Origin of the sequence: Aeromonas sp. 601027, from assembly GCF_049174455.1 — a bacterium.
In the GTDB taxonomy this organism is placed as follows: Bacteria; Pseudomonadota; Gammaproteobacteria; order Enterobacterales; family Aeromonadaceae; genus Aeromonas; species Aeromonas veronii_A.
In genome coordinates this window covers 63,022-88,935 of record NZ_JAAKTN010000014.1, presented here as the reverse complement: position 1 = coordinate 88,935, position 25,914 = coordinate 63,022, and the positions used below count along the sequence as shown (strand labels likewise).

General features: G+C 56.9%; 18 protein-coding genes and 1 pseudogene. 11 read left to right on the top strand and 8 right to left on the bottom strand.

All coding sequences use genetic code 11. The annotated features are described in order from the left end of the window. Window positions 1-10: 10 nt before the first annotated feature. From G5193_RS17100 to G5193_RS17075, 6 genes are all read left to right on the top strand, one after another. Window positions 11-1,525, top strand: coding sequence for a heparinase II/III domain-containing protein (locus G5193_RS17100; RefSeq protein ID WP_421206583.1), 1,515 nt, complete (start codon window positions 11-13; stop codon window positions 1,523-1,525). Then, window positions 1,512-2,282 carry a hypothetical protein gene (locus tag G5193_RS17095; RefSeq protein ID WP_421206582.1) on the top strand — a complete coding sequence of 257 codons (771 nt, stop codon included), beginning with the start codon at window positions 1,512-1,514 and terminating at the stop codon, window positions 2,280-2,282. Before G5193_RS17100 ends, G5193_RS17095 begins: the two co-directional genes overlap by 14 nt. A gap of 149 nt (window positions 2,283-2,431) precedes the next feature. Then, window positions 2,432-3,436, top strand: coding sequence for a galactosyltransferase-related protein (locus G5193_RS17090; RefSeq protein ID WP_421206580.1), 1,005 nt, complete (start codon window positions 2,432-2,434; stop codon window positions 3,434-3,436). Window positions 3,437-3,458: 22 nt separating this feature from the next. Continuing rightward, the gene (locus G5193_RS17085) at window positions 3,459-5,549 is read left to right on the top strand and encodes a capsular polysaccharide biosynthesis protein (RefSeq protein ID WP_421206578.1); all 2,091 of its coding nucleotides are present in this window, start codon (window positions 3,459-3,461) and stop codon (window positions 5,547-5,549) included. A 7-nt stretch (window positions 5,550-5,556) separates the two neighbouring features. Then, window positions 5,557-6,891, top strand: a complete 1,335-nt coding sequence (locus G5193_RS17080) for a capsule biosynthesis protein (protein WP_216953368.1) — start codon at window positions 5,557-5,559, stop codon at window positions 6,889-6,891. Between the two features lie 60 nt (window positions 6,892-6,951). Then, the gene (locus G5193_RS17075) at window positions 6,952-7,458 is read left to right on the top strand and encodes a hypothetical protein (protein ID WP_421206576.1); all 507 of its coding nucleotides are present in this window, start codon (window positions 6,952-6,954) and stop codon (window positions 7,456-7,458) included. Window positions 7,459-7,775: 317 nt separating this feature from the next. Here G5193_RS17075 and asnB read toward each other — a convergent pair whose 3' ends face one another. The 4 genes from asnB to G5193_RS17055 form a co-directional block, all read right to left on the bottom strand. Then, window positions 7,776-9,440: an asparagine synthase B gene (asnB, locus tag G5193_RS17070; protein ID WP_421206574.1), complete on the bottom strand. Its 1,665-nt coding sequence runs from the start codon at window positions 9,438-9,440 to the stop codon at window positions 7,776-7,778. A gap of 192 nt (window positions 9,441-9,632) precedes the next feature. Further along, window positions 9,633-10,001, bottom strand: a complete 369-nt coding sequence (locus G5193_RS17065; protein ID WP_421206572.1) for a cupin domain-containing protein — start codon at window positions 9,999-10,001, stop codon at window positions 9,633-9,635. 143 nt (window positions 10,002-10,144) lie between these two features. Beyond that, window positions 10,145-11,719: a cation:proton antiporter family protein gene (locus G5193_RS17060; protein ID WP_005344770.1), complete on the bottom strand. Its 1,575-nt coding sequence runs from the start codon at window positions 11,717-11,719 to the stop codon at window positions 10,145-10,147. A 54-nt stretch (window positions 11,720-11,773) separates the two neighbouring features. Beyond that, the gene (locus G5193_RS17055; protein WP_005337281.1) at window positions 11,774-12,523 is read right to left on the bottom strand and encodes an HAD-IIA family hydrolase; all 750 of its coding nucleotides are present in this window, start codon (window positions 12,521-12,523) and stop codon (window positions 11,774-11,776) included. Between the two features lie 197 nt (window positions 12,524-12,720). Here G5193_RS17055 and G5193_RS17050 point away from each other — a divergent pair, with 197 nt between their 5' ends. Continuing rightward, the gene (locus G5193_RS17050; protein ID WP_421206570.1) at window positions 12,721-13,785 is read left to right on the top strand and encodes an adenosine deaminase; all 1,065 of its coding nucleotides are present in this window, start codon (window positions 12,721-12,723) and stop codon (window positions 13,783-13,785) included. A gap of 113 nt (window positions 13,786-13,898) precedes the next feature. Here G5193_RS17050 and G5193_RS17045 read toward each other — a convergent pair whose 3' ends face one another. From G5193_RS17045 to G5193_RS17030, 4 genes and pseudogenes are all read right to left on the bottom strand, one after another. Then, entirely contained in the window at window positions 13,899-14,885 is a 987-nt protein-coding gene (locus G5193_RS17045) for a zinc-binding dehydrogenase (RefSeq protein WP_421206568.1), read from the bottom strand. A gap of 147 nt (window positions 14,886-15,032) precedes the next feature. Next, entirely contained in the window at window positions 15,033-16,154 is a 1,122-nt protein-coding gene (locus G5193_RS17040) for an alkene reductase (RefSeq protein WP_421206566.1), read from the bottom strand. A 196-nt stretch (window positions 16,155-16,350) separates the two neighbouring features. Then, window positions 16,351-17,886 carry a TerC family protein gene (locus G5193_RS17035; RefSeq protein ID WP_421206564.1) on the bottom strand — a complete coding sequence of 512 codons (1,536 nt, stop codon included), beginning with the start codon at window positions 17,884-17,886 and terminating at the stop codon, window positions 16,351-16,353. A 302-nt stretch (window positions 17,887-18,188) separates the two neighbouring features. Further along, a pseudogene (locus G5193_RS17030) lies at window positions 18,189-19,115 on the bottom strand (cation diffusion facilitator family transporter). Window positions 19,116-19,282: 167 nt separating this feature from the next. On the opposite strand from G5193_RS17030, the gene G5193_RS17025 reads away from it, so the two are divergent. The 4 genes from G5193_RS17025 to G5193_RS17010 all read left to right on the top strand — a co-directional run bounded on the left by G5193_RS17025 (window position 19,283) and on the right by G5193_RS17010 (window position 25,548). Further along, window positions 19,283-22,354 (top strand): FAD-binding and (Fe-S)-binding domain-containing protein, encoded by a 3,072-nt coding sequence (locus G5193_RS17025; RefSeq protein ID WP_421206562.1) that lies wholly within the window; start codon window positions 19,283-19,285, stop codon window positions 22,352-22,354. Next, the gene (locus tag G5193_RS17020; RefSeq protein WP_216978998.1) at window positions 22,354-22,842 is read left to right on the top strand and encodes a hypothetical protein; all 489 of its coding nucleotides are present in this window, start codon (window positions 22,354-22,356) and stop codon (window positions 22,840-22,842) included. The genes G5193_RS17025 and G5193_RS17020 overlap by 1 nt, the downstream gene beginning before the upstream one ends. Window positions 22,843-23,010: 168 nt before the next feature. After that, on the top strand, window positions 23,011-23,472 hold the full coding sequence (locus G5193_RS17015; RefSeq protein WP_064336666.1) for a hotdog fold thioesterase: 462 nt from the start codon (window positions 23,011-23,013) through the stop codon (window positions 23,470-23,472). Window positions 23,473-23,652: 180 nt separating this feature from the next. Then, window positions 23,653-25,548, top strand: coding sequence for a DEAD/DEAH box helicase (locus G5193_RS17010; RefSeq protein ID WP_199258754.1), 1,896 nt, complete (start codon window positions 23,653-23,655; stop codon window positions 25,546-25,548). Window positions 25,549-25,914: the final 366 nt, after the last annotated feature.

The window sequence follows — 25,914 nt, the reverse complement described above, 5'->3', positions numbered from 1 at the left end:
AAGGTAACACATGTTCTCAGCCTATCGCATTGGAATTCAAGGCTCTTTTGATAAAAGTGGTTTTTATTTTAAAGCAAGACACGACGCAGACACGGTACATATTAATGATAAAACATTTTACATAGACAATAATGACAATAATGTTGTATCACAGATACTTATGTTCAGGTTTTCTGATTCATATTTGAATGATCTAGCTATCAATTCTCAAACGTTATCACTCAACTCTGTATTAGAGATGTGGTTAAATATTGACAAGAGTAATCAAGATAGACCGATTCATTGGGACTCCATGGTTGCGGGGAATCGACTGTTAAAATATCTGTTTATAGTAGACTCCTTATCTTCTGGTAACCTGAAAATAGATAAACATGTAAAATTATCTATTACAGAAAGGATTATTTACCATGTAGATATATTGGAACGTAAAAAACCACTTCCAATTAATAATCATGGTCTGCAAGCAATGCATGCACTTGTTGGTGTAGCAAAAAGTGGATTGGCGGGCCTTTCCTTGGGCCATCAAACGACACTAGTGGAATCAGCGTTTCGTAGCTTATTCAATGAGGAAGGATTCTGCTTAGAGAATTCATCAGAGTATCATTTCTATAGTTTGCAGCTGTTAGATAGCTTCATATCATCTGGTTGGTATAAAGAAACCAGACTTCATGAAATTTTTGACAATGCCAAAAAATTTTCAAATATTTTATTTTCATCTCCCAGTGAAGCCTTCAGTTTTGGTGATTCTGATCGAACATTACTAAGAAGGCAAATACAAAAAAAAGTTATTCACTCTGGTGAAGTAAAGGAAGGCTTATTTTGTAAGCCACAGTCAGGTTTAAGCCTATCGAGAATAGTTAAGGATAATTATTATAGTTCTTTAATTCTAAGCAATTTGTACAATGGTGAGTTCCATAATCACCATGACTATTTATCGATAGAGTGGTTTCACAAGGATATATGGGTAATCTGTGACCCTGGTAAATTCACCTACAATAAATCAGAATATAAAGACTGGTTTATTTCCGATTTGGCACACAATACCTTTTCTCTATCTAGACTAAAGCACGACCATAAAAATTCCAATAAAATTGTGTCTTGCTATAAAGGAAATAATCATGCTTTATTAGGGCAGATATTTGACTCTAATTTCTGTCTGACTAGAAGTATTGAACATCACTTCGAAAAAATAATTATTAATGATTATTTATATGTGCATGATATAAGGATGAATAAATGCATACAATCATTCTTGACCATTGATAGTTCATTTGATGAAGTTGTCAGCGAACATACGCATTCAGTTTGCTTGAAAAGCCGTGAAGGGTATATTGTAACTATATCATCAGGTTCTGACATTTCACTTTCGAGAGGTTCTAGTGATCCTATTTCAGGTTGGGTAGCACCGAGGTATGGAATAAAAGAATCAGCGTTTCAAATTATTTTTAATTATCCAGAAAGTAGAAATATAATTAATAACAAGACAACAGTGATTATATCAAGGGTCGAAAATGTCTCTGTCTGAAAATCATCAGGTTAATGTTAACGGCATCGAATTCAAGTTCATCTTAAATAAGATCGAATGCGCTCGAAATGGTGTCATTATTTTTATGCCGTCGGCTAAATCTAACTTAACAAAAAAAATACACCCCTACTTTCCTCGTGTTATGTGGTCTAAAGAACTAGGTGATTATTGCTCGATTTATGTATCTGACCCATTTGATGGTAAAGAGTATACCGATAATTTTTTGGCAAGCTGGTTTATTTCTGAAGATGGTAAGTCCGCATTGCCTGAGTTAGCATCAATCTTTATGAGTTTAATTCCTGTTAATAGCGGGCCTCTTATTGTATATGGTTCTTCAATGGGTGGTTTTTCTGCATTATATATCGGGAGAATGATCAATTCTGATGCGATTATTGCTGAAGGCCCTCAAATTAACTTGGAGAGGTATCCTACCAGCCGTAATCTGATTGACTCATTACGTTCTCCTCCTTCTCCTGAATGGACAAACCTCTTTCACTTTTATAGAGAAAATGGATTTCCAAGTGGAATGGTTAAAATATTTATCAATGTCGGTGACGCTGCACATATTAAATACATCACAAATGAAATTACTGATCCTGACAATGCGAAGATGATGAAATCCATAAAGCCAGACATGTTTGAAATAAAGATATTACCCCACTTATCAGGTTACGGTCATGTCAATATGCAAATGGAAGAAGGAATTGGAACTATTAGAGAAGTTTTTTCATTATTAATGAGAAAAAAGCAAAAGTAGATCTAAATGCACAATGAAGCTCTTTGTAACTCTGACTGTGTTGACACTTTCGTGAAATTTTTTCATATAGTTGTCTATTTGCAGTCATAACTACATATGCTTGTCTAAGTTCAATCAAGTCCATCGACTATTCACATCACGAGAACAAAATGGATATTGGGGTTGTTATCCCATATTGTCATAGAAAGAAATATCATAATAATGACACTGATAGAATTGAAAGTATACTTAAAATATTCGTGGGTACTGACAAAATAAACGCCCACGTTTGTAAAGTATATGGCGGAGATATATTTTCGCCTGGTTTGGCTAGAAATAAATCCGTTTCAATTTGCAAAGAAAATATTATATTCTTCATGGATGTTGATTTATTATGTTCGCATGATTTTGTTACATATCTCCTTACTAGGAAAGATATATATACCATTGATTCTGTGAGTTTTTTTGAGATGTACCCCTGTCTCTATCTGACCAAGGAGGAGACAGAGCGCTTTGATGGGGATTTTCAGGGCTGTTTGGAGTCTTTTTTGCGGGGAGAAAATCACCGGGTGGAGGGAATCGCCCTGGCTAGCAGTTGCTTGCTGATGAATCGCGAGTGGTTTTTGCAGTTGGGGGGCTTTGACGAGCAGTTTGTCGGCCATGGCGGCGAAGATCTCGAACTGATTGATAGGCTCACCCGTCATTACCCCATCGGGCCACGACCGGATGACTATGCCCTTAATATCAAGGCCCAGCATCCGGGGGATTATCAGGGGTTTCGGCGCTATTTCAGTTATTATGCGCTGCCCCATCTGTTTGCCGGCCGGTTTCTGGTTCACCAGTGGCATCCGCGCCCCCTGACTCACCCTTACCACAAACGGCGGGCTAACAATGATCAGTTGCTTGAGCAGATGCTGGCTCGCAGTGAAGCAGAGCGAGGCCCGTTGAAAGGGCCCGTGGTGCCCTGTAACGACCTTGGCGGGGAGCTGCCGGATTTTCGCGAGTGGATGATCCGTTTGCAGGAGGAGGCGGGCTATCCGGTGAGCGAATATCCGGGGCTGTTGCGCTGGCAAGAGGGGGTGCAGCGCAAGCGGCCACTGTGGCGCAAGCTGCGCAAGCTCTACCTCAACCCTCGGGCCTTTTTCAGAGATATGTTTAAGCCCACATCTCGCTGAACTTTTTATCTGAGCAATTTGCATGACTCTATGGACACAATCCAGCGGCATACTGGCCCGCAGCACTCAAATCAGCGCCTGTCTGGGACAACCCTTGGCGCGCTTTGCTTCCCCTGATGCCGTACAGCCGGGGGATGTGCTGGTCGGCTGGGGCCAGAAGGCTAATACCCACCAGATCAAGGAGCAGGCCAAGACCCTGAGTTTGCCCTATTGGCAGCTGGAAGACGGCTTTATCGGTTATATCGGCCACCCCGCCAGGGGGGGCAAGGCGGTCTCATTGATCGCCGATCCGGTGGGGATCTATTACGATGCCCGCCAGCCCAGCCAGCTTGAACAATTGATTGCCACCCCGTGCGAGCCACAGATGTTGGCACGGGCCGAGCGACTGATCGATGAGCTGGTACGCCTCGGGGTCACCAAATACAACTGTTATGCCACTGCCCCCGATCAGTCGATTGCCAGCGGCAGCGTGACCGCCCTCTCTGCCGTCGGGGACTATGGCGGCTTGCCATCAGGGCTTGCCACTCGTCTGCAGCAGAGCGCCAAACCCAGGATCCTGCTGGTCGATCAGGTGGCGGGGGATCTCTCCATTCCGGGGGCGCTGGCCAGTGAAGCTGATTTTGTGGCGATGGTGGAGGCGGCCCGCCGCAATCATCCCGATGCGCGCCTGTTGCTGCGCACCCATCCCGATACTCGCCTTGGCAAGAAGCGCGGGGTGTTGGCCCGTCTGAACCTGGATGATGTGGAGATTGTGGCCGATCACTGCCATCCCCATGCGCTGCTCAATGTGGTGGATGCGGTCTATACGGTGTCATCCCAGCTTGGTTTTGAAGGCCTGTTGCTTGGCAAGCCGGTCTATTGCTTCGGTATGCCGTTTTATGCGGGTTGGGGGCTGACCCATGACAGCAAGCAGTGTGAACGGCGCAACGTAAAAGTGTCGCTCGCCCAGCTGGTCGCGGCAGCCTTGATCCGCTATCCCCGCTATCTCGACCCTGTGCTGGGCCAGCGTTGCGAGGTAGAGGAGGTGGTCGCCATTATTGCCAATCAGCGCCGTCCCGCGCCGCGCTGGCGCAGGCTTTATCTGGTCGGTTTCTCGCTGTGGAAGCGGGCATTTATGCAGGCGTTTTGCCAGCATTTGGCCGATGAGTTGCGCTTTGTGCGCAAGCCACCCAAGCGGTTGACCGGTGACGAGCAGATATTGGTGTGGGGTAGCCGCCACCCCGATCTCGCCTCTGCAATCCGGGTCGAGGATGGTTTTATTCGCTCGAGGGGGCTGGGCTCCAATCTCTGTCGTCCCTCCTCCTTGTCACTGGACCCGGTCGGGATCTATTTCGACAGTCGCACTCCCAGCGGGCTGGAACAGTTGCTCAACTATCAGGAGTTGACAGAGGCGGAGGTCAAGCGCGGGGATGCGCTGCTCGCCTTGCTACGGGAACACAGGGTCAGCAAATACAATGTGGGCGAGCCGCAGCACTACACCAGGCCCGATGATGGTCGTGAGCTGGTGCTGGTGGTGGGTCAGGTAGATGGCGATGCCTCCATCCTGACCGGGAGCCCCCATATTCGCAGCAATGAGCAGTTGCTGTGGGCGGTGCGAGCGGCCAAACCCGATGCTCATATTCTCTACAAGCCACACCCTGATGTGGTGGCGGGCAATCGTGGTGGGGCGATTTCTGCGGCTTGTCTGGCGGAGTGTGTCGATAGCCAGGTGCTGGATATTGGGCTCACCAGCCTCTATCCCCATGTGGATGAGCTGCATACCATGACCTCGCTCAGTGGCTTCGAGGCGCTGGTGCAGGGGGTCAAGGTGACGACCTGGGGCCAACCCTTCTACAGTGGCTGGGGGTTGACCACGGATGCCAATCCGCCTGCTCGTCGTCGACGTAGTCTGCCGCTGGCGGCGCTGGTCTATCTGACGCTGGTTGCCTATCCGCTCTATCTCGATTGGCAGACCGGGCTCTGGATAAGTCCGGAGCAGTTGATCCACCAACTGGCGAAGCAGGGACACTCATCGGCCCAAAAAGCGAGCCGCTGGCAACGCTGGCAGCTCAAGCTCGGTTACTTGTTCCAGACGCTCATGCAGCGCCCCTCTCTCTCCCCGTTTTTGAGATAAGTCGTCAATGAAGATTTTGTTACTGCAAGGCCCGCTTGGCCCTTTCTTTCAGACCCTGAGTCGCCAGTTGACCGAGGCGGGACATCAGGTGGTGAAGATCCATTTCAATGGCGGGGATGAGTGCTGGCCCTGTGCCGGAAAAAATCTGCGTTTTCGCGGGAAACCGGAAAGCTGGAACGCCTTTTTCCGCCGGGTGCTCAAGCAGCAGGGTATCGATACGGTGATCTGTTACGGGGACTGCCGTTATTACCATCTGGAGGCTGGCCGTATCTGCAAGTTGAAGCGAGTGCCATTCTGGGCGATGGAGGAGGGCTATCTCAGACCCGATTTCGTCACGCTGGAGCAGGGGGGGGTCAATGCCTTCAGCCCCTGGTATGAGCGGCGCGATCAACTTGCCCAATTGGATTGGCCTGTGCCTTATGACAGCTCGCTCAAGGTGGGCAAGACCTTTGCGGTGCGCGCCTGGTATGCCAGTCGCTACCACATCAACAAGTCGCTGTTCCGTTGGCGTTATCCCCACTTTGTGAATCACCGTCCCTGGAGTCTGGTGCAGGAGGCGATGGGGTGGGTCTGTGGCGCCATGGTGAAATACGGCAACTTGCGCCAGGATCGCGCCCTGCTCAAGGCGTTGCCGCAGCACGCCGGGCGGATCTTCTTTGTGCCACTGCAAGTGACCGAGGATTTTCAGATCCGGGAGCACTCTGACCTGAGCGGGGTGGAGGAGATGGTTGCGCAGGTGATCAACTCCTTTGCGGAGCATGCCAAACCCGAAGATGTGTTGCTGTTCAAGCACCACCCCATGGATCGGGGCTATGTCAGTTATCGTGCCCAGATAAACAGACTCATTGCGGTGCTTGGCCTGGAGGGGAGGGTCTTTTACGGTTATGAACTGCCGCTGCCAACCCTGTATCCCTTGCTCAAAGGGGTGATCACCATCAACAGCACGGTCGGTCTCTCTGCTTTGCTCCATGATGTACCCACCTTCTGCATGGGGCGGGCACTCTATGATATTGACGGTCTGACCACCAAAGGTTCGCTGGCCTCCTTCTGGCACTCGCAGAGCCCTGTATGTGCCGAGACATTCAAACGGGTGCGCCACTCCTTGCTCCATCTGACCCAGCTCAATGCCAGTTTTTACCGTCATCTGAAAATGAGTGCGCTGGCGGTCATGGAAAAAATGAAGCTTTCAGCGCCGAATATGCGTGATGAGCTTGTATCGCCGGAACGCCGTATGAGGGTGAATAATACCATGTGCCTTACATTACCCTGGCTGGCCACTCTCGATGGTATTAGCGACCCGTTTACATCTATCGGTTCAACCGCTCTGATGTTACTCGTTTGATGTCTGCCTATTTTTGATTTAGTGTGTTAGTGAGAGGTAAATAAAACCAGGAAGGTTAACATGAACATTCACGGTTGCTTGTTATCCATTGGACTCTTGGGGTTGCCGACTTTTTCCATGGCAGCTGAACATGATCTTTCACTTATTATTCACGGGGCATCAATACACAGTGATTGTTCGCAGGGATCAGGAAAAAAAAGCAAAACCTGTGACTTTAATGGTTTTAACCCGGGATTGGGATTGGCGTGGGTGTTCTTGGGTGACAACGACACGGGAAAACTTGCGCTGCGCGGCGGGCTTTATCGGGATTCTCTAGAAAATACAGCTGGTTATGCGGGTTTCTCTTATCGGAAAGAGTGGTATCTCACCGAACATGTTTTTGCTGGGGTAGGGGCGCAGGCTGGTTATCTCAACGGTTCGGGTATTGATGGTTTTGCCGCTTTGCCGATAGTGATACTGGGTTACAAGTCAGTTGCATTGGAAGTCGGTTATGCACCCAAGGTTGATTGGGTACCTGGGGGAGACCATGTCGCGGTCACCACCTTCTCATTGCGATGGACGCTGTAATATTAGCGAAATATGATCGCCATTACGCATTGTACTTTGTCATTTTGCCACGTTTTTTTAATACACATTTGTGGTGGATATAATCTGGCAAGCTGTGTGAAATATATTTCAGGCCAGATTTTGACTTGTGAGTCATAAAATGGTGCCCCATTTTATCTGAGCAACAATTATTGTGGATTTATTTCAAGATGAGCTAAGTGGCATATTCATTTATCAATATTGATTGCATCTGGAACATTTAAAAATAAAAAGCCCTTCACCATGGTGAAGGGCTTTTTGCTATCTGGCGTTAGCCGATGGGGTCGCCCCGCTCTGGCTTAGTAGCCCTGCTGGTGCACGTCCATCACGGCGCGGCCTGACGGGTCGGCCATCTCCTTGAACTTGGCATCCCACTCCAGCGCGGTGGGGGTGGAGCAGGCGACCGACTTGCCGTAGGGCACGGTACGGGCGGCGGCTTCCAGCGGGAAGTGCTCGTCGAAGATGGCGCGGTAGAAGTAGGCCTCCTTGGTGAGCGGGGTGTTGATGGGGAAGCGGAATGCCGCCGCCTCGAACATCTGATCCGTCACTTCCTGTTCCACCATGGCTTTCAGGCTGTCGATCCACGAATAGCCTACGCCGTCGGAGAACTGCTCCTTCTGACGCCAGGCCACTTCGTGGGGCAGCAGGTCTTCGAATGCTTCGCGCAGGATGTGTTTCTCGATCTTGCCCTTGCCACACATCTTGTCGGCAGGTTGCAGGCGCATCGCCACGTCCATGAACTCCTTGTCGAGGAAGGGCACGCGACCCTCGACACCCCAGGCTGCCATCGACTTGTTGGCGCGCAGGCAGTCATAGAGATGTAAAGAGGCGAGCTTGCGCACGTTCTCTTCGTGGAACTCGCGGGCGTTGGGCGCCTTGTGGAAGTAAAGGTAGCCACCGAACAGCTCGTCAGAGCCTTCGCCGGAGAGCACCATCTTGATCCCCATCGCCTTGATGTAACGGGCCATCAGGTACATGGGCGTGGAGGCGCGGATGGTGGTGACGTCATAGGTCTCGAGGTGATAGATGACGTCGCGCAGGGCATCCAGACCCTCCTGCACGGTGAAGTGGATCTGGTGGTGGATGGTGCCCAGATGATCGGCCACCTTGCGGGCAGCGGCCAAGTCAGGCGACCCTTCCAGCCCCACGGCGAAGGAGTGCAGTTGCGGCCACCAGGCTTCGCTCTTGCCATCGTCCTCGATGCGGCGCGCCGCATAGAGCTTGGTGATGGCGGAGATAACGGAGGAGTCCAGTCCGCCGGATAGCAGCACGCCATAGGGCACGTCGCACATCAGCTGGCGTTTGACCGCCGCTTCCAGCGCGGCTTTCAGCTCGGCCTTGTCGCTGACGTTGTGCTCGACCGCGTTGTACTCCATCCAGTCACGCTGGTACCAAGTTTTAAGCTCGCCATCCTTGCTCCACAGGTAGTGTCCCGGCGGGAAGGTTTCGACGCTCTTGCAGACCGGCACCAGCGCCTTCATTTCGGAGGCGACATAGAAGTTGCCGTGCTCGTCGCGACCGGTATAGAGGGGGATGATCCCCATGTGGTCGCGACCAATCAGGTAGGCATCCTGTTCGGCGTCATAAAGAATGAAGGCAAAGATGCCGTTGAGATCGTCGAGAAACGCCGGGCCCTTCTCCTTGTAGAGAGCGAGCAGCACTTCACAGTCAGATTTGGTCTGGAACTGGAAATCGACCTTGAGGCTTTTCTCCAGCTCTTTGTGGTTGTAGATCTCGCCGTTGACCGCCAGCACATGGGTGCGCTCGGGGTTGTAGAGCGGCTGGGCGCCATTGCCCGGGTCGACGATGGCCAGACGCTCATGCACCAGAATGGCTTTGTCTGAGCTGTAGACGCCGGACCAGTCAGGCCCGCGGTGACGAAGTCGCTTGGACATCTCCAGCGCCGATTTGCGCAGGGCTACTGCATCGAACTTGATATCCAGAATGCCGAAAATTGAACACATTGGCGGTAATCCTCTTGATTTTTATATGAGCCCCCCACGTTTGGGCTCGAAATTCCGTTTACATTCCTCGTCAAACACAATGCCTAGCGGAAAAACCTTTTGCAAGCGGGAAAACCGCAGAAAATCATGCCGTAAGCGTCAAGCGGATCAACAGGATAAGGGCTGCTGCAACGGGGCTGGGTGACGTGAACGTCAAGTCGAGGCGGGCTCGAAGATCACATAAACCTTGCGACAAGGGGTGAGGGTCTCCCACTCACCGACAAAGCCTGCCGGAATCACGAATTGATCCCCGGGTTTGAGAGCAAGCTGGCCGCCCTCACTGTCGTGGATCACCACATCCCCCTCCAGCAGCTGGCAATACTCGTGCTCGGTGTAGTGGATGACCCAGCGGCCCGGCTCGCAAGCCCAGAAGCCCACGTGAAACTGCTGGCTTGGGTCGGAGTAGTGGTTCCACACCGTTTGCGCCGGGTGGCCCGCTTTAATGCGCTCGGGGGCTGGCATCAGCGGGGTAGGGGCCGCCTCGTGGCGGCCCGGCAAAATCCAGTCGTTGAGGGTCTTCATGGTGCCTCCTTGGCTGCGGCAGATAGGAACGCGGGGCCATCCCGGCCCCACGTTTGTTCGTTTTATTAAACGAGGTTGTGCATAACTTAAACGATGTGCATTCCCTTGCCAAGAGCCCTTGCCAAGGGCCGCTGGTCGACGACTCAGAGCGGCTGCAAGCGGCGGATCACATGGCGGGCAAAGCCGCTGCCCGCCTCGTTGTAGACGTTGAACACCGCATCCACCCCCTGCTCCTGCAGGGAGGCGATATCATCCTCGAAGCGGACGATGGCGGCGATCTTGCCGTTGAATCCATGGCTGCGCAGCTTCTCGATGGCGTAGAGGTTACCCGAGTGGTGGGGCATCGCCAGCAGCACCAGATTGACCTGATTGGAGAGCAGCACCTTGTCCCAGAAGTCGGTATCGGTGGCATCCCCCTCGATGACGTTCATCCCCTGGGCGCGCAGGGTGGGTAGCTTCTCGCTGTCGTTCTCCACCCCGAGGATGACGTTGCCGTACTTGTTCTCCAGCTCGAAGTAGGCCCCCTGACCGATCCGCCCCATACCGAGGATGATCACCTCGGCATCACCAAGCTCTATGGGCCTGTCTTCCGGATGGAGGTTGCTCGCTTGCAATCCTCGCAGCCAGTGGCCGATGCGGTGATAAATGCGCTCGCTCTGGGCATTGAGCGGGGCGGAGATCATAAAGCTCGCCGCCAGCGCCAGCGAGACCGCCACCAGCCACTCGTGGGAGAGCCAGCCTGCCTTGGCGGCGATGGCGGCGACGATCAGGCCAAACTCCGAGAAGTTGGTGAGCGCCAGGGTCGAGAGGAGGGCAGTACGCACCCTCAGGTGGGCGCCGCTGTAGACCAGATAGTAGAGAACGCTTTTGAGCGGCAGGGCCAGCACCAGCGCCAGTGCCAGCAGCATGGTGTCGTGGGTCGGCAGGCCGTTGAGGCCGATGGTGAGAAAAAAGCAGACCAGAAAGAGGTCTTTGAGGTTGAAGAGCGCCTTGGCCAATCCCGCCGCAGCCGGATGAGAGGCGAGCAGCATGCCGATGATGAGGGCCCCCAGATCCGGCTTGAGGCCGACCACTTCAAAACCGGCTGCCCCGACCACCAGCGCCAGAAACACCCCGAACAGCACCTGCAATTCGCCGTGCCCGGCCCGCTCCAAGAGCTTGAACAGCAGCGGGCGCAGCAGCGGCAGTCCCAGCACCCAGAGCGCCCAGATGCTGGGCCACTTGCCACTGGAGAAGGCCAGAAACGCCACGGCGAACACGTCTTGCATGACCAGTACCCCGATGGCGATACGGGCGTAGAGGGCATTCATGTCGCTGCGATCTTCCAGCACCTTGACTGCGAAGACGGTGCTGGAGAAGGAGAGGGCAAAGCCCAGCAGCAGCGCCAGTTTCCAGTCCAGCGAGAGGGCAAGTTCAAGCCCCAGCCCCTTGCAGACCAGCAGCACTACGGTAAAGAGCAGGGTGGAGAGCAGCAGGTGCAGGCTGGTGGTGCCCCACACATCGCGCCGCATCAGGGTTTTGATATTGAGCTTGAGACCGATGGTGAACAGCAGCAGGGTGACGCCGAGATCGGCCACCTCGCTCAGGGCGGGAGTATTTTCATATCCCATGCCGTTGAGGATAAAACCGGCGGCCAGAAAGCCGAGCAGGGGGGGCAGGCCAATCAGATTGACTACCATGCCGCAACCAAAAGCCACGGCGATCAGAATGGGTTCCATAACAGATCCTGCAAGGGCAGGAGAGACCTGCCCTGTTTAACGCTTGGGTGGTGATTAGACGATATCGATATCGACCACGGAGTCGAAAATATGGTTCGGCCTGAACGGCATACGGTCGATATCGGCGACCTTGCTCACCCCGGAGAGCACCAGCACCGTTTCGAGACCGGCCTGAAAGCCCGCCAGAATGTCGGTGCGCAGGTTGTCGCCGATGATGATGGTGTCGTCGGAGTGGGCCTCCATCCGGTTGAGCGCCGCACGGATGATCCAGGCGCTCGGCTTGCCGACATAGAACGGCTTCTTGCCGGTCATCCGCTCGATGGGGGCGCACAGGGCGCCGCAGGCCGGGTGCATCATGGGGCCGTGGGTATCGGGGTTGGTGGCGATAAAGCGGGCCCCCTGATCGACGAACTTGGCGCCCTGTTGCATCATGGTCCAGTTGTAGTTGCGGGTCTCGCCCACCACCACGAAGTCCGGGTCGATATCGGTGATGGTGAAACCGGCCTTGTAGAGCTCGTGGGTCAGCGCCCCTTCACCGATCACATAGGCCTTCTTGCCATCCTGTCGCTTGAGAAAGTCGGCGGTGCCCATGGCGGAGGTGTAGAAGCACTCCTCCGGCACTTCGATCCCGGCGGAGCGGAAGCGGTTTTGCAGATCTTTCTGGGTCTGGGCCGGGTAGTTGGTAAGGAACAGAAGCTTGCTGCCCTGCTCCAGCAGGCGATGGACGAAACGGTCGGCACCGGGGATGAGATCGTTGTTGTGCAGGATGACACCGTCGATATCGCAGATGACGTTCTTCTTCATGAAAACTCCTTGTCAGGGCGCAGGCGAGCCGCCAATCGTTAAGATGTTCAATCATTTATGATTTTTGTGACGCCATTATAAGTCTGTTTGATGACAAGTCTCCCCTGTCTTGCCACTTCGGTGCACAATAAAGCTGTCGTCGGGTCAGTCTGGTGGAGGGGCTGACGCCGGATCACTTTGCTGATGGAGCCGTTGCCATGGACACCCCGATTCCCAAGCCAGTCACAACCGAACACCTCACCGCCGCGCAATTTATCGCCGGACTGCCGAAACTGGAGCTGCACCTGCATATCGAGGGCAGCCTCGAACCCGAGTTGATGTTTGAGCTGGGCCGCCGCAACGGTGTGCCACTGCCCTGGCCCAATGTCGCCAGCGTGCGCGCCGCCTATGACTTTGACTGCCTGCAATCTTTTCTCGACCTCTACTATCGCGGCGCCAGCGTGCTGGTGACCGAGCAAGACTTCTTCGACCTCACCTGGGCCTATCTTGAGCGTTGCGCCGCCGACAAGGTGGTGCATGTGGAGATCTTCTTTGACCCGCAGACCCACACCTCTCGCGGTATCCCCTTTGCGACTGTGCTGGGCGGTATCGAGCGGGCGCTGCAGAGCGGGGAGAAGGAGTTTGGCATCAGCTGGCGCCTTATCATGAGCTTCTTGCGCCACCTGAGCGAAGAGGATGCCTTTGCGACGTTGGAAGAGGCTATGCCCTTCCTGTCGCGCATTCATGGCATCGGCCTCGACTCCGGGGAGAAGGGCAATCCGCCGACCAAGTTTGCCCGGGTCTTTGCCAAATGCCGCGAGCTGGGGCTGCCGGTGGTGGCCCACGCAGGTGAAGAGGGCCCTGCCGACTACATCTGGCAGGCGATCAACGAGCTGCAGGTATGCCGCATCGATCACGGGGTGCGCTCGGCAGACGATCCCGAGTTGCTGCGCTATCTGGCGGATACCCGGCTGCCGCTTACCGTCTGCCCCCTCTCCAACACCAGGCTCAAGGTGTTCGGCAATATGGCCCAGCACAATGTGTTGCGGCTGCTGGAGCAGGGGCTCTGCGTCACCATCAACTCGGACGACCCTGCCTACTTTGGCGGCTATATGAATGCCAACTTTGTGGCGCTGACCGATGGCCTTGGCGCGACCATGAGTCAGCTCTGCCGCTTGTCGCTAAATGCCGTTGAGGCGAGCTGGCTCTCTCTGGCCGACAAGGCGCGGCTGACCCGGGAGATCCGCAGTTATGCCGAGACTCACGGGGTGATCCTGCACTGAGTCAGGCGCCAATGAAGTCGAGATGAGATGCACTAGATATAAAGAGAGGCCCGCCATCACTGGCGGGCCTCTTTCGTTTCAATGGTCGGTGTGGTTATTAGGGAAGGTCAGCGTTATGCCACTCGCACCAGAAACTTCTCACCCTGTCCTTCACGCTTGAAGCGCTCGAGCAGGGTGGGCAGTGCCTCGAAATTGCCCACCACCAGCGGCGGCAGGGTCAGCTTGCCGCTCGTCATCTGCTCCATCATGGCGACACCGGCGGCCACCAGTCGGCTCCACTGCTTGTCGGTGCCAAAGGCGTGCTGGGCACCGAGCGCAATCTCGTGCAATGAGTGGCAATGGGCAAAGGCGGGCAGCGGATTGTGCGGGATGCGCCCCAGCACAGTCACCATATGACCGTAGTAACCAAGGGCGGGCAGCAGGCTCTCGGCCTGTTGGCTGGAGACCAGATCGATGATCCCCTCGAACGGCTCGTTGCCGTTGGCGGCCTGCAAGGTGGCCAGCCAGTCTGGTTCCCGATAATCGGCCACCCCCTGCACGCCGATCTGTTTGAGCCACTGATGGTGGCGTGAGCTGGCGCTGGCAAAGACCCGCGCCCCCTGCTTGAGGGCGAGCTGCACCGCAAAACGGCCGACGCTGCTGCCGGCGCCGGTGATGAGCAGTGCTTCTCCGTGCAGGCGCGGCAGCTTGGCCAGTGCCTGCCAGGCGGTGAGACCGGGACAGGGCAGGGCGGCGGCCGCCTCGTCACTCAGGGCATCGGGCACCGGCAGCAGGGCGCGGGCGGGCACTTTGGTGTGGCGGGCAAAGCTGCCGTGGTGACGCAGGTCGGTGTGATAGGCGACCCGGGTGCCGAGACGCAGATGGCTGACGTTGGCGCCGAGGGCCACGATAGTGCCCATGCCATCGACGCCGGGCACCTGACCGTCCAGCCAGTTGGAGTGGCCATATTCGATCAGCTTCCAGTCCACCGGGTTGAAAGCGATAACCCGGTTGGCTACCAGTACCTCGTCAGGGGCGAGCGGTGCCAGGGGCAGATCGGCGAGGGTAAGCTGGGTCGGTTCACCGGGGGCATGCCAGCACCAGGCTTGGGTGTGATTCATGATGACTCCTTGTGAAAGCGAGGGGAGAGAACAACGAGATCATTGCAACAGTGATTCGGTCAGTCATATCACTGTTGCTAATGCGCAACAATACAGCAGGCCCCAACCTGTGGGGCCTGCTTCACGTGGCCGGTTGGCCATCGGCAATCAGCGGCTGGTAGCTGCGTCATCGGCCTGATAGACGGGGTAGTCGGTCAACCCCTTCTCGCCGCCGCCAAACAGGGTGGCCGGATCGTGGGGGGCCAGCGGATAGCCGTGGCGCAGCCGGTTCGGCAGATCCGGGTTGGCAACGAAGGGGCGACCAAAACCAATCATGTCGGCCCAGCCCGCTTCGAGGGCGGCGCGTGCGCGATCACCATCATATTTACCGGCGTAGATCAGGGTGTTGGGGAAGGCATCCCGCAGACCCAGCTTGAAATTCTCCGGCATCAGGGGGGCATCGTCCCAGTCCGCCTCGGCAATGTGCAGGTAGACCACGTTGAGCTGGCCCAGCAGGCGGGCGGCCGCCAGATAGGTCTCCTGCGGATTGGCATCGACTGTGCCGTTGAGGGTGGTGAGCGGCGCAAGACGCACCCCGACACGTTCGACCCCGATTTCACTACTGACCGCCTCTGCCACCTCTTTGAGAAAGCGCAGCCGGTTTTCCAGCGATCCGCCGTAACTGTCGGTGCGGGCGTTGGATTCGGAGTCGAGGAACTGGTTGATCAGATATCCGTTGGCGGCGTGTAGCTCGATGCCGTCAAAACCGGCGCTGATGGCGTTGCGGGCCGCCTGACGGAACTGTCCCACTACCGCATCGATATCGGCCTGGGTCATGGCGCGCGGGGTGACTGTCTCGACAAAGCCCGGCGCATCGCTGCCGTTATCGACGAACACCTTGACGCCCACTGCGGGCAGGGCTGAAGCGGAGATGGGCTGGGCGCCGCCGATGTTGTCCGGATGGGTGACCCGGCCCACGTGCCAGAGCTGGGCGAAGATGGAGCCCCCCTTGGCATGCACGGCATCGGTCACAAGCTTCCAGCCAGCGATCTGCTCTGCGCTGTAGATCCCCGGCGTCCAGGCATAGCCCTTGCCCATGGGGTCGATTTGGGTGCCTTCGCTGATGATCAGGCCCGCCTCGGCGCGCTGGGCGTAGTAGCTCGCCATCATGGCGTTGGCCACATCACCGGGCTGACTGGCACGGGAGCGGGTCATGGGGGGCATCACGATGCGGTTGGCAAGGTGCAGCTGGCCAAGGCGCAGGGGGCAGAACAGGTGATCGTGGCTCATCTTGAGTTCCTCATGGTGGAAGTGAGGCCACTTTATGCCGCCATCTTGTTGTGAAAAAGAGGGGTAATTGCACAAGAGAATTGTGCTTGATGCAGCAATCAGCACAAACCGCCGGGAAAGGAGGCGTTGAGGCATAAAGTTGAAGCATAAAAAAGAGGGCCGTCTGGCCCTCTTCTGTTTTCTGCTGGTGGCAGGCTCAAGCCGTGGCGGGCATCACTTTCACCCGCTCGATGCGCCGCTCGCTCACCTCGATCACCTCGAAGTTGAGCTGCTGCAGTTGCAACTGCTGACCCGGGGTGGGCAGGGTGCCGAAGTGGGAGAGCAGCATGCCCGCCAAGGTCACGTACTCGTCGCTCTCGCTCACCAGCCCCTCGTGCTCCAGCACCTGCTCCACATGATGGATGTTGGTGCTGCCGTTGATCAGCCACCCTTCGCCATCGCGCACGATATCCGGGGTTTCGTCCTCGTCCGGCAGCTCGCCGACGATGGCCTCCAGCAGATCGTGGGTGGTGACCAGCCCCTGGATCACGCCAAACTCGTCGGAGACCAGAATAAGGCTCCCCTTGGCTTTGCGCAGCTCCGCCAGCAGCTTAATCACGTTGATGGTCTGCGGCACGATAATGGGGTCGTTCTGCTTGGCCAGCGCGCTTAAGGATTGCCCTTCGTTCAAGGCAAACAGCAGGTCGCGCGCCTTGACCACGCCGATCACCTCGTCCAGATCCCCGTCACAGACCGGGAACAGGCTGTGGGGTTCGCGCTGCAGCAGGGCGCGGATATCCTCGCTGGAGTCGTTGATATCAATCCAGGCCATCTCGGAGCGCGGCGTCATGATGGTGCGGATGGAGCGCTCGGCCAGCGACAGCACCCCGGTCACCATGTAGCGCTCCTCCTCGCCAAAGCTCACCGGCGCGGCGGTCGGGGCATCCAGATCGTCATCGGGTCGGTCCTGATACGCCTTGCTTCCCATCAATTTGAAGATGGCGGCAGTGGTGCGCTCGCGCAGGGGCTGTTTGGATTCGTGACGCATGGCACTGCGCTGGGCCAGCTGGTTGAAAAACTCGATCAGCACCGAGAAGCCGATGGCTGCGTAGAGGTAGCCTTTCGGAATATGAAAACCGAACCCTTCCGCTACCAGGCTGAAGCCGATCATCAGCAGGAAGCTCAGACAGAGCACCACCACGGTGGGGTGGGCGTTGACGAAACGGGTTAGCGGTTTGGAGGCGAGCACCATCACCACCATGGCGATGGTCACGGCGGCCATCATCACGCCAAGGTGTTCCACCATGCCGACGGCGGTGATGATGGAGTCGAGCGAGAAGACCGCATCGAGCACCAGAATTTGGGCGATCACCACTCCGAAGCTGGCGTAGGCGCCGACCGGGCCATCATCTTGGGGTTTGGCTTCCAGCCGCTCATGCAGCTCGGAGGTGGCCTTGAACAGCAGGAACAGGCCGCCCCCCATCAGGATCAGGTCCCGACCGGAGAAGGGGTGATCCCACAGGTGCAAAATCGGGGTGGTCAGGGTGACCAGCCATGACATGACGCTCAAGAGCCCAAGTCGCATCAGCAGGGCCAGCGACAGGCCGATAATGCGCGCCTTGTCCCGCTGGGCGGGGGGCAGTTTTTTCACCAGGATGGCGATAAAGACCAGGTTGTCGATCCCCAGCACGATTTCCAGAATGATCAGGGTAAACAGACCGATCCAGATATGGGGATCCAGCAGCAATTCCATTGTGACGACCTCAATAAAAACAGACAGAGCAAACAGTGATCACGGCGCAAGATGGCCGCAGTAACAGCAAGGCAAAGGTGTTATTCAGAGGCGCTGATTAAGCAGAAAAAGATAGGCTTTGACAGAGAGAGACGAAGGGCAACTTCGGGGATTGTCCATGATGGGCAATAAAACCTCGGGTGAAAAATGAGCCCTGATGATAGCGGCTGGCGCCGATTTGGCAAGAGCCGCGTCAGTGGGCGTAATCGGGGGTTGTGATGCGACAGGGGGAGGCGGCCGTGCCGCGCTCCCTCGTGCGGTCGTTACAACCAGCGCTTTTCGCGGGTGAAACAGACCGACAGCCAGGCATCGCCAAGGGTATCGCCAAGGCGAGACCAGAGCTCCTGACGCAGGGCATCCTGACGTTCGACGGGCCACTCCTGACCCGGCGCCACCAGAATGTTCAATTCCAGATCGAAGCGGCGACCGCTCTAGGCCAGATGGCTGTAGCACTCGACGCCATGGCGCTGGCGCAGCGCCTCGACTTCGCTCTCGACCAGTTGGGAGACATCCCCTCTGGGGGCAATTTTCAGCACTTCCCGCAGGTTGCGACCGAGCACCTTGATGGGAATGAGGGTGGCACAGAGGGCCAGCAGCGAGACCAGCACCGGGTCTATGTAGCGGTTGTATTGGCCGTAGCCGATGGCATCGAGGCCGATGGCAACCACAAAGCCAATCAGCAGAGTGGCGCTGAGCAGGGTATCCACCAGCCACTCCTTCGAGTCGACCATCACCAGTTCGGAGTCAACCTGCTCGGCGACCAGGGCTTCAATCCGGTAGAGGATGGCGCAGAAGAAGGTGGAGACAACGGCATAGATAAGGGCGTGGCCGAGATCGATCTCCCGTCCGCCAGCAAGCAGGGTGGTGACGCCGTTGTAGAGTGCCGCCAGACAGAGCAGCAGAATAATGGAGCCGTTGATGACGTTGGCGATGGGCTCGAAATGAGCGTAGCCATACTGGAAGCGGTCATCGGAGGGGCGGGTAACAAGATAGGCTGTGATGAGGCCAAGGCCCGTCATGCCCATGCTGAACAGGGTGAAAATACCATCGAGCATGATGGCATTGGAGCCGACGAACAGGCCATAGCCGATGCCGAAGATGGCGAAAGTGATGCAGCCAAACAGCGACAGGGTGAGTGCCTGCTTCTCTGTGGTGACCAGCGTACTGATAACATGGCTGTGGTGAGCCATAAAAGTCCTCCTTTCAAATGGTTAATATTGCTACGCGCAAGGGGTTTTCTAGCTGATATACTGCCCGCTCACATGTGAGCGGACTGGCCTGATTGCCATTGATAGGCGAGGGGCCAGTCGTAGTCGCCGGGGTGCCGGCATCAAGCAAAATAAGGGAACAAGGATTCATGATCCCGAGACTCGATTACCAGGACAGTTTGTCACCCACAACCCTGTCGTTCCTAGAGTTGCTAGGGCGCAGCGCCTTTCGTGGTGATATCGAAAAGTCTTATGCAAGCCGGTTGGCGATGGCGACGGACAACAGTGTCTATCAGGTAGTACCTCAAGCGGTTCTCTATCCGCGCAGTGCGGATGACATAGCAGTGATGCTCAAGCTGGCGGCTGAGCCGGCGTACCACACTCTGAGTTTTTTCCCTCGCGGTGGCGGTACCGGCACCAACGGTCAGTCATTGGGCGGCGGCATTATCGTCGATCTCTCCCGTCATATGAACCAGATCATGGAAATTAATCTGGAAGAGGGGTGGGTACGCGCCCAGGCCGGGGTGGTGAAAGACCAGCTCAATGCCTATTTGAAGCCCCACGGCTACTTCTTCTCGCCGGATCTCTCCACCTCCAACCGCGCCACTCTGGGTGGCATGATCAACACCGATGCCTCGGGGCAGGGCTCGCTGGTATACGGCAAAACCTCGGATCACGTACTGGGGCTCAAAGCCGTGCTGGAGAATGGCGACCTGATGGCGACCGAACCGCTGACCGGCGAGCGACTGGCCGACAAGCTGGCGCTGGAGAATCGGGAAGGGGAGATCTATCGCACCCTCTATCGTATCGGCAAGGAGCGCCGAGCCGACATCGAGGCGACCTTCCCCAAGCTCAACCGCTTTCTGACCGGCTACGATCTCAAGCACCTCTATCAACCCGATACCGACACGCTGGATGTGAGCCGGGTACTGTGCGGCTCGGAAGGATCCTTGGGCTTTATCACCGAAGCCAAACTCAATATCACCCCCATCCCGCGCTACCGCACCCTGGTCAACGTCAAGTACGACAGCTTCCCCTCCGCCCTGCGCAATGCCCCCTTTATGGTGCAGGCGCAGGCTCTCTCGGTGGAGACGGTGGACTCCCGGGTGCTCGGGCTGGCCCGCGCCGACATCATCTGGCATTCGGTGAAAGAACTTATTCAGGATGTGCCCGGCAAGGATCTGCAGGGACTCAACATCGTCGAGTTTGCCGACACCGATGAGGCAGAACACAAGGCCAAGGTGGCGGAGCTCTGCCGCCGTATCGACAATCTGCTCGCCAAGGGGGAGGCGGGGATCATCGGCTATCAGGTGTGTGACCACCTGCCGAGCATCGAGACCATCTACACCATGCGCAAGAAGTCGGTGGGGCTGCTGGGCAACGCCGAAGGACGCAAGAAGCCGGTGGCCTTCACCGAAGATACCGCCGTGCCGCCAGAGTCACTGGCCGATTTCATCATGGAGTTTCGCGCTCTGCTGGATGCCCACGGCCTCGACTACGGCATGTTTGGCCACGTTGATGCCGGTGTGCTGCACGTGCGCCCGGCGCTCGATTTGTGCGATCCCGAGCAGGAGGTGCTGCTGCGCCGCATCTCCGATCAGGTGGTAGCGCTCACTGCCAAATATGGCGGCTTGATGTGGGGCGAGCACGGCAAGGGCTTTCGCTCCGAATACAGCCCCGCCTTCTTTGGCGAACTGTGGGAAGAGCTGCAGCGGGTCAAGGGGGTATTCGACCCGGGCAACCGCATCAACCCGGGCAAGATCTGTATCCCCTATGGTAGCGGCGCCGAGCTGGTGTCGGTGGATGGCCCCAAACGCGGCAAGTATGATCGCCAGATCCCGCTCGCGGTGCGCACCAGCTACACCCGCGCCATGGATTGCAACGGCAACGGTCTCTGCTTCACCTTCGAGACCGACTCCCCCATGTGCCCCTCGGTCAAGATCAGCCGTGATCGTCGCCACTCCCCCAAGGGGCGGGCGGGCCTGATGCGTGAATGGTTGCGTCAGCTGGCAGAGCAGGGCTTCGACCCGTTGGCGGAAGAGGTGGCGCTGCAATCCGGTGGTGTGCGCTTTAAACAGCTGGTGGACAAGGTGCGCAACAGCTGGGCCAAACAGCGCGGCGAGTATGACTTCTCCCACGAGGTGATGGAGGCGATGGCTGGCTGTCTGGCCTGCAAGGCGTGCACCAGCCAGTGCCCGATCAAGGTGGATGTGCCCGATTTTCGCGCCCGCTTTATGCAGCTTTATCATGGCCGCTACCTGCGCGCCCCCAAGGATTACTTCGTCGGCACGGTGGAGAGCTATGCGCCGTTGCTTGCCAAGGCGCCGAAGCTGGTCAACTTTTTCCTCGAAAAAGAGTGGGCCCAGAAGGCGACCGAGAAGAGCATCGGCATGGTGGATGTGCCGCTGCTCTCGGTCCCGACCTTGGCCGAGAGCCTGCACGATAACCGTGCCCGCTATTTTGATCTGCCGGGACTGGAGCGGATGAGCGTCGAGCAGCGCAAGCAGGTGGTGCTCATCGTGCAGGATCCCTTCACCAGTTATTACGACGCCCCCGTGGTGCGCGACCTGGTGAAACTCGCCAGCAAGCTCGGCTTCCAGCCCTACTTGCTGCCCTTTAAACCCAACGGTAAACCCCAGCATATCAAGGGGTTCCTGCGTGCCTTTGCCCGCACTGCAGCCAACAGCGCCCAGTTCCTCAATAAGGTAGCGGCGCTTGGCATTCCCATGGTGGGGGTGGATCCGGCCATGGTGCTTTGCTATCGCGACGAGTATGCCAAGGCGCTGGGGTCGGCTCGCGGCGATTTTCAGGTGTTGTTGCCGCAGGAGTGGCTGCTCTCGCTGCCGGCAGATCAGTTGCCTGCTCGAACCGACAAGACCAAGAGCAAGGAGGGGAGCGAGCCCTGGTATCTCTTTGCCCACTGCACCGAGAAGACCGCCAAGCCCTCCACTCACGGTGACTGGAGCACCCTGTTTGGTCGCTTCGGGGCCAGTTTGCAGCCGGTCTCTGTGGGGTGTTGCGGTATGGCGGGCACCTATGGTCACGATGTCAAACAGGTGGAGAACTCCAAGGGCATTTATGGGTTGAGCTGGGCTGACCCGCTAGCCCGTCTACCCAAAGCGCGCTGTCTGGCGACCGGCTATTCGTGCCGTAGTCAGGTCAAGCGGATGGAGGGGGAAAAGCTCAAACATCCATTGCAAGCCCTGCTGGAGCTGCTCTGATGCTGACGTTTCCCAAGCGGTTTCGGGTGCCGAAGGCCTATCGGCACCCACGTTTCTTGCTGTTACCCGCCACTCCCGCTCAGGCGGTGGTGGAGTTTGTCGCCATGTTGCGCGAGCGCGAGCAGCTCCATCAGCTGTTTCGCCCGAACGATCTCTGGCCCTCGGCCAATTTCAGCCTGAGCCAGCACGAAGGGGATCTGGAGTGGCAGCAGTCGGAGTTTCTGGCCAAGCGCTCGTTCGCCTATGGCCTCTGGAGTCCGGATCGGGAGCCGCAATTTTGGGGTGGGGTTTATCTCTACCCCTCGGTGCTGCCGGAGGTAGCGGTGGAGCTCTTCTTCTGGAAGGTGGCAGAGGCGCCCATCACGGATGAGGAGCTGGAGATTCAGCTGCGCGACTGGCTCGCCAGGGTGTGGCAGTGGCCAGCCCCCCGCTTGCCGGGGCGAGATGTGCCTTGGGCCGAGTGGCCCGGCGTTACCTACCCCTGGTGACATCCCGCTTAAGGGCATGATTGTGTAACACGCAGCGCCGGGTCGGGGCTGCGTTGTTACCACGTCACCCGGTAACCAACAACTCACATAACCGAACCATGTTGCCGGTGGAGGGCGTTTCACCCATATCGGTACGCATTCATCGCTTACATAAGGAGTCTGCTCGCAATGAGTCACGATATTGCGCCCATCTGGCGTAAACCCATGAGTCTGGAGGGGCTCAACGCCACCTCTCGCAACACCCTGATGGCCCATCTCGATATCGTCTACACGGCTTTTGGCACCGATTGGCTTGAAGCGACCATGCCGGTGGATCATCGCACTCACCAGCCCCTGGGCATGCTGCATGGCGGCGCATCCGTGGTGCTGGCGGAAACCTTGGGATCGATTGCCGCCAATATGGCTGTCGGGCCAGATAGCTACTGTGTGGGGCTGGAGGTGAATGCCAACCATCTGCGAGCCAAGCGGGAAGGGGTGGTGACCGGGCGTTGCACGCCGCTCCATCTGGGAGCAACAACCCAGGTGTGGCAGATTGAAATTCGGGACGAACGTGAGCGTTTATTGTGCACCAGCCGACTGACCATGGCGGTGCTCAAACACAAGCGGGGCAAGGACTCCAGCGAGGAGTGATCTGCAATAACGCACTATGAGTGCAAAATAAGCAAGCCATACTCGCCAGATCCCTCTATAATTGCCAACGTCTTGAGAGGCTTATCACATTTTTCAAGACAGCAGAACAAAGTGGCGCTATAATCGCCGCCTTTTTGCTATTCCGCGGTGTTAGCCGCCTGCCTTAATCTGGAAGAATCTATGTCTGATACCGAACAACTGCCCCTTTTTAGTGAGCTTGGACTGGCCGCGCCTGTATTGAAAGCGCTGCAGGACGTGGGCTATGAGCGCCCGTCACCGATCCAGGCCGCAGCAATTCCCCACCTGATGGCGGGACACGATCTGCTGGGGCAGGCGCAAACCGGTACAGGGAAGACCGCTGCTTTTGCCTTGCCTCTGTTGTCTCGTCTGGAAGCTGGTAACCGCAACACCCAGATCCTGGTGCTGGCGCCTACCCGCGAACTGGCGCTGCAGGTGGCTGAAGCGTGCCAACGCTATGCCCACCACATGCCTGATTTCCACGTGCTGCCGATCTACGGTGGTGCCTCCTACGAAACCCAGACCCGCGCCCTGCGTCGTGGTGCCCAGGTTGTCGTCGGTACTCCGGGCCGCGTGATGGATCTGATCCGTCGCAAGAACTTGGATCTCTCCGGCCTGAAAGCTCTGGTACTGGACGAAGCTGATGAAATGCTGCGTATGGGCTTCATCGACGACGTGGACTGGATCATGGAGCAGTGCCCGAGCTCTCGTCAGGTTGCTCTGTTCTCTGCCACCATGCCGGAGCAGATCCGTCGCGTGGCCCAGAAGCACCTGAAGCAGCCCAAAGAGATCAAGATCGCCTCCAAGACTGCTACCGCTACCACTATTCGCCAGCGTTACTGGCAGGTAACCGGTCTGCACAAGCTGGACGCCATGACCCGCCTGCTGGAAGTGGAATCCTACGAAGCCCTGCTGGTATTCGTACGTACCAAGAACGCTGCCGAAGAGCTGGCTGGCAAGCTGGCCGCACGTGGCCACGCCTGTGAAGCGCTGCACGGTGACATCCCGCAGAAGCTGCGTGAGCGTACCGTTGACAAGCTGCGTCAGGGCCAGCTGGACATCCTGATCGCCACCGACGTGGTTGCCCGTGGTCTGGACGTTGAGCGTATCACCCACGTAGTGAACTACGACATTCCGTACGACACCGAATCCTACGTTCACCGTATCGGCCGTACCGGTCGTGCCGGTCGCAAGGGCGAGGCCATCCTGTTCGTGGCTCCGCGCGAGCGCCGCATGCTGCGCGCCATCGAGCACGCAACCCGTCAGGCCATCGAGCCGATGAAGATGCCGAGCACCGAGGACATCAACCAGCACCGTCTGGCCAAGTTCAAGGAGCGCATCCGCGAAACCATGATGGGCGAAGAGCTCGAGATCTACCACAACCTGGTAAACGAGCTGATCGAAGAAGATTCTGCCGATCCGCTGGAGCTGGCTGCCGCACTGGCCAAGCTGGTACAGGGCGACCAACCGCTGCTGCTGGATGACTCCATCCCGGATCCGCTGTTCAACAACAGCAACGATCGTGGTGGCTTCGAGCGTCGTGACTTCAACGATCGCGGCGGTCGTGACTTCGGTGACCGTGGCGATCGTCCGGCCCGTCGCATGCCGTCCCTGGAGCCGCGTCCGCTGAAAGACAACCCGGACGTGGAGATGGAGCGCTACCGTGTCGACGTGGGTGCCCATCACGGCGTCAAGCCGGGCCAGATCGTGGGCGCCATCGCCAACGAAGCGAATATCGAGAGCCGCTTCATCGGCAACATCGACATCGCTGACGACTTCTCCACCGTTGACCTGCCCAAGGGCATTAGCGCCGATGTGCTGGAAGTGATCAAGAAAGCCCGTGTTTGCCAGCGTCCGCTGCAGATCACTCGCTACACCGAGGTGCCGGCCGGTGGCAACACCAGCAGCCGTCCGCCGCGCGGTGATCGTCCGTTCCGTGGCGACCGTCCTTTCAACAAGGATCGCCGTCCGCAGGGTGACCGTCCGTTCAACAAGGATCGCCGCGAAGGTGGTTTCAACAAAGATCGCAAATTCGGTGGCAAGCGCCGCGAAAGCTGATTGCTGATCCCGTTATGAAGAAGGCCGCTCATTGAGCGGCCTTTTTTTGTGCCAGCCTCTCGCGAGGCGGTAAGGTGCTGGTGCGCCGAGGATAACAGGAAAACTGTGCTCAGAGCCTTGTGGTGAGCGCTCAGGCTGCCATAAAGCTGTCATGCTGAGGAGATAGATGACGCCGACGTGGCATGCCTCACCATCGCCCTGAGGGTGGTTTGCTGGGTACCCGTCGCTGAGCGTTAGAAAAGGGGGGCATGCCGGCTAATGACACAACGGCGATGAGCAAGCCCATGCCCAACCAGCTGCTCCATGGGAAGTGCCGGGGAGGTGTTGCTCATACAGGCGATGGTCTGGCGAGAGTGCTCACCTGTT